This is a genomic window from Massilibacteroides sp. (assembly GCF_028705895.1).
Classification (GTDB): domain Bacteria; phylum Bacteroidota; class Bacteroidia; order Bacteroidales; family Tannerellaceae; genus Massilibacteroides.
In genome coordinates, this window is the sequence record NZ_JAQWCQ010000087.1 from 1 (window position 1) to 9,063 (window position 9,063).

At 39.6% G+C, this 9,063-nt stretch carries 8 protein-coding genes and 1 tRNA gene; 8 read left to right on the plus strand and 1 reads right to left on the minus strand.

All coding sequences use genetic code 11. The features are described from left to right. Window positions 1–119 precede the first annotated feature (119 nt). Window positions 120–605: a low molecular weight protein-tyrosine-phosphatase gene (locus PHT93_RS14585; protein ID WP_300244390.1), complete on the plus strand. Its 486-nt coding sequence runs from the start codon at window positions 120–122 to the stop codon at window positions 603–605. Here PHT93_RS14585 and PHT93_RS14590 read toward each other — a convergent pair. Continuing rightward, window positions 580–2,610 (minus strand): HDIG domain-containing metalloprotein, encoded by a 2,031-nt coding sequence (locus PHT93_RS14590; protein ID WP_300244393.1) that lies wholly within the window; start codon window positions 2,608–2,610, stop codon window positions 580–582. The genes PHT93_RS14585 and PHT93_RS14590 overlap by 26 nt on opposite strands. Window positions 2,611–2,704: 94 nt before the next feature. Here PHT93_RS14590 and gltX point away from each other — a divergent pair, with 94 nt between their 5' ends. The 7 genes from gltX (at window position 2,705) to PHT93_RS14625 (ending at window position 8,833) form a co-directional block, all read left to right on the plus strand. Then, complete coding sequence (gene gltX, locus PHT93_RS14595) at window positions 2,705–4,222, plus strand: glutamate--tRNA ligase (protein ID WP_300244408.1); 1,518 nt, start codon at window positions 2,705–2,707, stop codon at window positions 4,220–4,222. An 11-nt stretch (window positions 4,223–4,233) separates the two neighbouring features. After that, window positions 4,234–5,472: a glycosyltransferase N-terminal domain-containing protein gene (locus PHT93_RS14600; RefSeq protein WP_300244396.1), complete on the plus strand. Its 1,239-nt coding sequence runs from the start codon at window positions 4,234–4,236 to the stop codon at window positions 5,470–5,472. 176 nt (window positions 5,473–5,648) lie between these two features. Then, entirely contained in the window at window positions 5,649–6,122 is a 474-nt protein-coding gene (trxA, locus tag PHT93_RS14605; RefSeq protein WP_300244399.1) for a thioredoxin, read from the plus strand. Between the two features lie 9 nt (window positions 6,123–6,131). Further along, the gene (locus PHT93_RS14610) at window positions 6,132–6,503 is read left to right on the plus strand and encodes a winged helix DNA-binding protein (RefSeq protein ID WP_300244401.1); all 372 of its coding nucleotides are present in this window, start codon (window positions 6,132–6,134) and stop codon (window positions 6,501–6,503) included. A gap of 60 nt (window positions 6,504–6,563) precedes the next feature. After that, window positions 6,564–7,679 (plus strand): tetraacyldisaccharide 4'-kinase, encoded by a 1,116-nt coding sequence (gene lpxK, locus PHT93_RS14615; protein WP_300244402.1) that lies wholly within the window; start codon window positions 6,564–6,566, stop codon window positions 7,677–7,679. Then, window positions 7,666–8,691, plus strand: coding sequence for a thiamine-phosphate kinase (gene thiL, locus PHT93_RS14620; protein ID WP_300244405.1), 1,026 nt, complete (start codon window positions 7,666–7,668; stop codon window positions 8,689–8,691). Before lpxK ends, thiL begins: the two co-directional genes overlap by 14 nt. A gap of 69 nt (window positions 8,692–8,760) precedes the next feature. After that, window positions 8,761–8,833, plus strand: a tRNA-Phe gene (locus PHT93_RS14625). Window positions 8,834–9,063 lie beyond the last annotated feature (230 nt).

Below are 9,063 nucleotides of genomic sequence, written 5' to 3' on the forward strand. Positions count from 1 at the left end.
TTCTTAATAACCATTTGTGCATTTTTCTAGTAGAAGAGTGCTGCCTTTTCTTTGTCTAAAAATTGAGTTATTAACCGAAATCACCTATTTAAACGTGATTTCACAGACATAATTTACGTATGAAAGGGAAGTATAAAATCTTGTTTGTTTGTCTGGGCAATATCTGTCGTTCTCCGTCTGCAGAGGCAATAATGAAAAAACTAGTGAGTGATGCGGGACTGTCTGACAGAATAGAAATTGATTCTGCGGGTATTCATAGCTATCATGAGGGTGAATTGCCTGATTCGCGAATGCGGATGCACGGTGGCAGAAGGGGATATAAACTGGATTCTCGTTCTCGTCCGGTGAAAACATCTGATTTCTTTGATTTTGATGTGATAATAGGTATGGATGATAGTAATATCTCGGATTTGAAGCGAAAAGCTCCGGATGTTGCATCACTTGAGAAAATACATCGAATGACGGATTTTTCGCGAAAGAAACTTCACGACCATGTGCCGGATCCATACTATGGTGGTGCCTCTGGGTTCGAACTCGTACTTGATCTTCTGGAAGATGCTTGTGCCGGGTTATTGGATACTATTTCTTCAACTCGGGATAACTGATCCGCGTGTGATACATGGTCTTTAATTTTTCGATAAAGACCTGTTTTACTTCCTCTACATCGCGAAATGTTAAAGGTGCATTCTTGAGTAATCCGTCTTCTAATTGAGAGTCGATCAATCTGTTCACTAATTCACTGATGCCTTCTTCGGTATGTTCCTTTAAGCTCCTTGAAGTCGCTTCCACTACATCTGCCATCATGACTATAGCCGTTTCTTGAGTAAATGGATTAGGCCCGGGATAGGTAAATAGACTCTCATCGACTTCCCTGTCGGGATATTTGTTCTTGAAGGAATTGTAGAAATATTTTACCTTCCCTTTTCCATGATGCGTGCGTATAAAATCAATGATTGCTTCAGGCAGCATTGCCTTCTCGGCAAGTTTGACACCTTCGGTAACGTGTCCAATTATTATTTGTGCACTTTCTTCAAATGGAAGTTGGTTGTGAGGATTAACACTGGTCTGATTTTCTGTAAAGAAAGCCGGATTCGTCATTTTACCGATATCATGATACATCGCTCCTGTACGCACTAACTGCGAATTAGCTCCGATCTTTGCTGCCGCTGCTGATGCCAGAATAGACACTTGAAGCGAATGTTGGAACGTGCCCGGGGCTGTCTCTGATAATTTTTTGAGGAGAGGGGTATTAATATTGGATAATTCAACGAGAGTAATGCTGGAAATATATCCGAAAGTTTTCTCCAGAAAATAAACCAAGACATACGCAAACATCAGCAGAATAAAGTTGATGCCGAAATACAATAACATATTCCAGTTTATTTTACTCAAATCAGCTTCCTGATAAACCGTCATACTAAGATAGCCTAAAGCGTAGGCTAAGAAAATGAAGAAAGCAGAACTGATTAACTGTGAACGCTGAGATAATTCTTTCAGGCTGAATATGGCAACCATACCGGCTATGATCTGCAAACTGAGAAACTCGAATGGGAAAGGTGCCATTAGCGAGCAAAGCAGTGCAAGCATGAGGTGCGTAAACATTGCCGTACGCGAATCGAAAAAAGTTCGGATGACAATGGGTACGATACCGAAAGGAATAATATACAGATTGAACAAGCTAAGGCTGATACATAGTTCTGCCAATAAAGAAGGTAGCAAGATACAGAGTAATAAAAAGAGTACATCCCTTCTTCTTTCCAGCAATTTAGGACGGAATGAAAATAAATAAAGCCAGAAACAGAGCATAATGCCTAATACATAGGTAAACTGTCCGGCAATAATCAGGTTTTGTCTTTTGCCCCCTTCCGATTGAGATTCGTGGATAATCTTTAAAGATCTTAATACATTATATGTATGATTGTCGATAATTTCTCCCCGGTCAACAATTCGTTCACCTGCCTGCACCATTCCGTTTGCAATGGGAACACTCTTCAGTAATTCTTCTTTTACTTTATCTGTTGTTGCCGAGTCGTAACTGATATTTTCTGTCAGATAATCATTAATATTGCAACTTTGCAGCAGGTTTTTATTAATCGCAGCAGGTGCGTTATTAATGATGAACTCATAGGCGGTTTTGATTGTGAAAAAATCACTTGCAAAATATAATTGTGCAACATTTGATTCCAATAGATTAACCTGATTGATTTTGTCTTTCTGCAGTTTTTCAAATTCTGTAGTCGCAATAATGCCATGCTGGTATAAATCCGTCAGACTTTTTTCTATGTATTGCATATATTCTGCAGGAATGGTCGTTGAAAATCGTTGTGTATATGCTTCCCGTAATTTTTCTTTTTGTTGCTCAAGGATATCCGGATTAAGCCTGTAGTAAGGTGAAAAGTTCTTTAAAACGCTGTCTTTCTCAGCCTCAACCTCTGCTGTGCTTTTATATATGGGGAAATCTTGCGGGGCAGTCAGAAGCCCATATCTCCAAGGCTTTCCTTCATAAAACTGATATCTGAAAAGTCCCTCCCGGGGGAAGAAATAAGCAATCAGGATTGTGGTGATAAGAAATAGGAAAATTGTCGGTATATTGTTTTTCTTTAACTCCATATCTACTAATGTTTAAACCCGAAATGTACGTAAAAAAGTTTACTATGCGAAAAAAAAGCTCTACTTTTGCCCCGTTATTATTCAAAAGAAGATGATGAATCAAAGAAAAGTAAGAGTTCGTTTTGCACCGAGTCCTACGGGAGCATTACACATAGGCGGGGTTCGCACCGCATTGTATAACTACCTGTTTGCCAAACAAAACGGTGGGGAAATGATTCTTCGTATAGAAGATACGGACTCTCAACGATTTGTACCTGGAGCGGAAGATTATATTATTGAATCCCTGACCTGGTTAGGCATCAAATTTGACGAAGGGGTTAGTTTTGGTGGAAGCTATGGACCTTACCGTCAAAGCGAACGCAGAGAGATTTATAAAGACTATGTAGATCAACTGTTGCGCGAAAATAAAGCTTATGTAGCTTTCGATACGCCGGAAGAATTAGATAAAAAACGTCAGGAAATTTCAAATTTCCAGTACGATGCATCGACGCGAATGCTGATGCGTAATTCCTTGACTCTTTCTGAAGAAGAAGTGAATACCTTGATTAAAGAAGGAAATCAATATGTAGTCCGCATTAAGATCGAACCGAATGAAGATGTTACAGTAAACGATCTTATTCGTGGTGAAGTCGTAATTAATTCTTCTGTTCTGGATGATAAAGTGTTGTATAAATCGGCCGATCAATTGCCTACTTACCACTTGGCTAATATCGTTGATGATCACCTGATGGAAGTGTCGCATGTAATCCGTGGTGAGGAATGGCTGCCGAGCGCTCCTTTGCATGTTTTATTATACCGTAATCTGGGTTGGGAAGAAACAATGCCGGAGTTTGCGCATTTACCTCTGCTGTTGAAACCGGAAGGGAATGGAAAACTTAGTAAGCGCGATGGCGACCGACTTGGATTTCCTGTATTTCCCTTGGAGTGGAAAGATCCGAAAACCGGAGAAATATCCTCAGGCTATCGTGAAAGCGGCTACTTTCCGGAGGCTGTCGTTAATTTCCTTGCCCTATTAGGCTGGAATCCCGGTGATGACCAGGAAATAATGGATATGGACGAATTGATTCGTAAGTTCAGTCTGGCGCATTGTAGTCGCAGTGGTGCTAAATTTGATTACGAAAAAGGAAAATGGTTCAACCATCAGTATATTCTCAGAAAGGAGAATAAAGAAGTTGCAGGTCTGTTTATGCCTGTTTTAGAAGAACACGGAATCAAGGCTGAGGCTTCTTATGTAGAGAAGGTGGTTGGGATGATGAAGGAGCGTGTTTCTTTTGTTAAAGAACTGTGGGATCAAACATCATTCTTTTTTGTGGCACCGGAATCCTATGATGAAAAGACGGTAAAAAAACGTTGGAAAGAAAACTCTGCCGAGCAGTTGGCCGAGCTTATAGAAGTGCTCCGTACGCGAGAACCTTTCGATATAGAAGGTACGGAAACAGAAGTGAAAGCCTGGATTGAAGAAAAAGGATACCACTTGGGGAATATTATGAATGCGACTCGTTTGGCTTTAGTAGGAGAAGGGAAAGGCCCTCATATTTTTGACATCACGGAAGCATTGGGAAAAGAGGAATCCATACGACGCATACAACGTGCGATCGAGGTTTTAAAGTAAGACTTGTCGCGATGATATACAGTCTGATTATCCACCTTTATGCCTTCGTGGTTGAACTTATTACTCCTTTTCATAAGAAGGCACGTCTGATTCGGTTGGGACAGTGGAAAACAAATGCTATCCTGCGTGATAATATAGATCGTAACGCAAAATATATCTGGGTTCACGCCTCCTCTTTGGGCGAATTTGAACAAGGGCGTCCGGTTATAGAAAAAATAAAAGCAGAACATCCGGAATATAAAATTTTACTCACTTTTTTTTCTCCTTCCGGCTATGAGGTAAGAAAAAACTATGATGGTGCGGATGTTATTTGTTACCTTCCGTTTGATACCCCGTACCGTGTGAAGAAGTTCCTGAATTTGGCAAATCCAACGATTGCTATTTTTATAAAATATGAGTTCTGGGCAAACTATCTGACTGAACTAAAAAAACGAAATATTCCGACTTATATAATCTCTGCGATATTCCGACCGCAACAGGTGTTTTTTAAATGGTACGGGCGATCTTACAGGAAGGTGTTGACTTGCTTTAATCATTTGTTTGTACAAGATGAAGCCTCACGGGCTCTGTTGGCGGAGTATAATATAAAAAATGTGACCGTTGCCGGAGATACCCGTTTTGATCGCGTGTTGGATGTCCAGAAGAAAGCGCGGATAATTAATGTAGTGCAACAATTTATAGACAATCGTGCGGGCGGGAAGCAGACGGTATTGGTTGCCGGTAGCTCTTGGCCACAGGATGAAGAACTCTTTATTTCTTATTTTAACGACCATCCGGAGATGAAGCTGATTATAGCCCCCCATGAAATACATAAAGAGCACTTGCTGGGCATTGCGTCTCTTCTGAAAAGGAAATCCGTCCGTCTGTCTGAGGCAACCTCAGGAGAAACTCTGGAAGGTGTGGATTGTCTCATCATTGATAGTTTTGGGCTTCTGTCTTCTATTTATCGCTATGGAGACATTGCTTATATTGGTGGTGGTTTTGGTGTAGGAATTCACAACATCCTTGAAGCAGCAGTGTATGGAATGCCTGTCGTTTTCGGACCCAAATACCAGAAGTTTAAAGAGGCGAAAGACTTATTGCAACTTGGAGGAGCATTCTCAATAGCCAACCAAGAGGAATTTAATAAATGCATGGATGAGTTATTCTCCGACTCGGGCTTATTGCAGGTTTCCGGGAAAAAAGCGGATGAGTATGTTCGGGGAAATGCCGGTGTTACTGCCCGTATTGTCAAGGAATTACCTCTCTGAATAATTTCCGGATTTATTCCTTAGATTCTTTATATACCCTATTGGAATGAGTAGTAACAATTTGTTTATTACTATATAAATTGTTTCTATTATCGATTTGTTCCTTTGGAAAATATTTATACCTTTGCATTGTTAATGATTTGAACGTTCAGTTAATAACAAAAAAAGATTAAGTAATGAAGCAATTATTTTATGGTGTGTTGTTCGCGTCGCTCATGTTGATATCGTGCAATACACAAGCTAAAGAAAAAAAAGAATTAAAAGAAACAACGCAAAAGGAGGTTACAATGAAAACGATACATTTGACTAAGGCGGATTTTTTAGTAAAAGTGGCTAACTTCGAAACAAATCCCAATGAATGGAAATACTTAGGTGATAAACCGGCTGTAATTGATTTTTATGCAGACTGGTGTGCCCCATGTAAGGCTATAGCCCCTATTCTGGAAGAACTTGCTGCAGAATACGAAGGCGAAATCTATATTTATAAAATTGATACAGAGAAAGAACAAGAACTTGCAGCAGCCTTTGGCGTACGTAGCATTCCTACATTACTGTTTGTTCCGATGAGCGGAGAACCACAGATGGCACGCGGCGCTCTTCCTAAAGGCACATTGAAAGAAGCCATTGACTCTGTTTTGTTAAATAAATAATAATTGAAAATGAAAGTTGACAATGCACTATGTTCCCTGAGGGATATTTACCGTGCAATCAGGGAATTTGAGCTGGAATTTTCTCAGAAGCATGACCTTTGTCTCAACGAAGGTATGCTTTTGTGTACACTTTGTACAGAAATGTATTCTTCCAGCGAAATAGCTTCTAATTTGGGCTTGTCGAATTCCAATGCTTCGAAAGTGATTAGATCTGTAGAAGAAAAAGGATTAATCGAAAGACGTTTGGGAAAAGAAGATAAACGTCAGATGTATTTTGTGCTTTCATCTACAGGCCGTAAAAAACTGAAAGAAATTAAGGAAGCAGATAGCGAAATTCGCGAAGTTCTGATGGAAATTATAAATAAAAGGGCGGATCAGTAAAATAAGTTCTTTATCTTTGTTTGCAATTGTGGCAAAACTTATGATATGAACCTTTTATAGATGATGCATGCCGGGAAATTAAATTTTTTGTTATCTCCGTTTTCCCTCCTGTATGGGTTAGGAGTGGGATTGAGAAATAAATTATTTGACTGGGGAATTTTACCTTCTGAACAGTTTCCAGTTCCGGTGATTTGTGTCGGAAATCTTGCTGCAGGAGGAACCGGAAAAACACCTCATACCGAGTTCCTGATTCGTATATTAAGAAAGAAATTTAAGGTGGCGGTATTAAGTCGCGGCTACAAGCGTAAAAGTAAGGGCTTTATTCTTGCAAATCCGCAGAGCACCAGTTTTGAAATTGGTGATGAACCTTATCAGATTTATTCCAAATATCCCGATATTTTAGTTGCCGTAGATGCTGATAGAAGAAACGGTATCCGAAGTTTGTTGTCCTTAAATGATCCACCATCTGTGATTCTTTTAGATGATGCTTTCCAGCATCGTTACGTAACCCCATCGTATTCTATTGTGCTGACCGAATATTCACAACCGTTTTATCAGGATAAATTACTACCTCTGGGACGGTTGCGTGAAAGTAAGGACAGTATTAACCGAAGCGATATAGTCGTAGTCACAAAATGCAGTAAAGATATTAAACCGATTGAGTATCGGATTGTGGAAAAGAATATGTACCTGACGGCGCATCAGGAAGTATTTTTTACATCTGTTGTCTATGGAGAGATGAAACCGGTTTTCCCCAAAGAAGCGGAACCCTGGTCTCTATTGGATATTCGGAAAAAAGACACGGTCTTGTTGATTGCCGGAATAGCTTCGCCGGATAATTTTATAAAAGAGATGAAAAAATATACCGCAAATATTACACCTCTTATTTATCCTGACCATCATTTTTTTGATAAACAAGATGTAACACATATAGAAAAGACTTTTAATGAGATAAGTTCGATAGGAAAAGTTATACTTATGACCGAGAAAGACGCAGCCCGATTCAGGAGTATATACGATGATATCCCGGACAGTATTCGCAGATCTATGTATTATCTGCCTATAACGATAGACTTCTGCACCAGAAGCAAAGAAGAATTTGAAGATTTAATAAATAGACATATTATCTCTTTCCAAAAAGAAAATAGTTTAAAAACGAGAAATGAACAGAACTGAAATCTCAACGTTAGGTGAATTCGGACTTATTCGCCATCTTACCGATAAAATAGAACTTAAAAATAAGAGCAGTCTCAAAGGAGTCGGAGATGATGCGGCTGTACTTGATTATAAAGACAAGCTGACTCTTGTGACGACAGATTTGTTGTTGGAAGGGATTCATTTTGACTTAATGTATGTTCCTTTGAAACATTTAGGGTATAAATCTGCCATTGTAAATTTTTCAGATATCTATGCAATGAACGGCCGTCCAAAACAAATAACGGTAGCCTTGGGTATTTCAAAGCGTTTTTCGGTCGAAGACTTAGAGAGTTTTTATGAGGGATTAAAGCTGGCCTGTGATATCTATGGCGTTGATTTAGTAGGAGGCGATACTTCTGCATCATTAACAGGTTTAACAATCAGTATAACCTGCCTTGGAGAAGTAGAAAAAGGCAAAGAAGTTTATCGCAGCGGAGCAAAAGAAACTGATCTTGTCTGTGTGTCCGGAGATCTTGGTTCTGCCTATATGGGATTGCAACTGTTAGAAAGAGAGAAACATATTTACAAAGGAGAAAAAGACTTTACCCCGGACTTTACCGGTAAAGAATACCTCCTGGAACGACAGTTAAAACCGGAAGCGCGCAAAGATATCATAGACGCATTAGAAAAAGCCGGAATAAAACCGACATCCATGATTGATATTTCCGATGGACTATCCTCCGAATTATTACACATATCCAAAGAAAGCAATGTAGGTTGTCAAATCTATGAAGACCGTATTCCCATCGATTTTCAAACAGCCGCTATGGCAGAAGAATTTAACATGAATCTTGTAACAGCCGCTCTTAACGGAGGCGATGACTACGAACTCTTATTCACCGTACCTCTTTCCCTTCACGAACGAGTCGCATCAATAAAAGGAATCAAGGTGATAGGCCACATAACAAAGGCAGCATTAGGAAATTACCTCATAGGACGTGACGGTGGAGAAGTTGAATTAAAAGCCCAAGGCTGGAATAGTTTGAAATAAAAACAAAATAATACCCGAACCCTCTTGCAAATTTAAAAAGATCGCGTATCTTTGCACCCGTCAAAACAAGGTGCCATAGCTCAGTTGGTAGAGCAAAGGACTGAAAATCCTTGTGTCCCCGGTTCGATTCCTGGTGGCACCACTTTTAGAGAAAGCAAAAAGAAGTAAACTCCTGATATTCAACGAATATCGGGAGTTTTCATTTTCCCCCCACAAAGCAAAAAACAGCAATTTTCAACCTACTTTGGGATCAGCGGATTTTCTCGGTGGATATCCTTCCTTTCATAGGTTAAGAATATAACATAGCCAGCCTGTACATAAAAAACTTAATATCTCCCACGCCTCTAAATTGTGATCTGAATGCCTTGATCT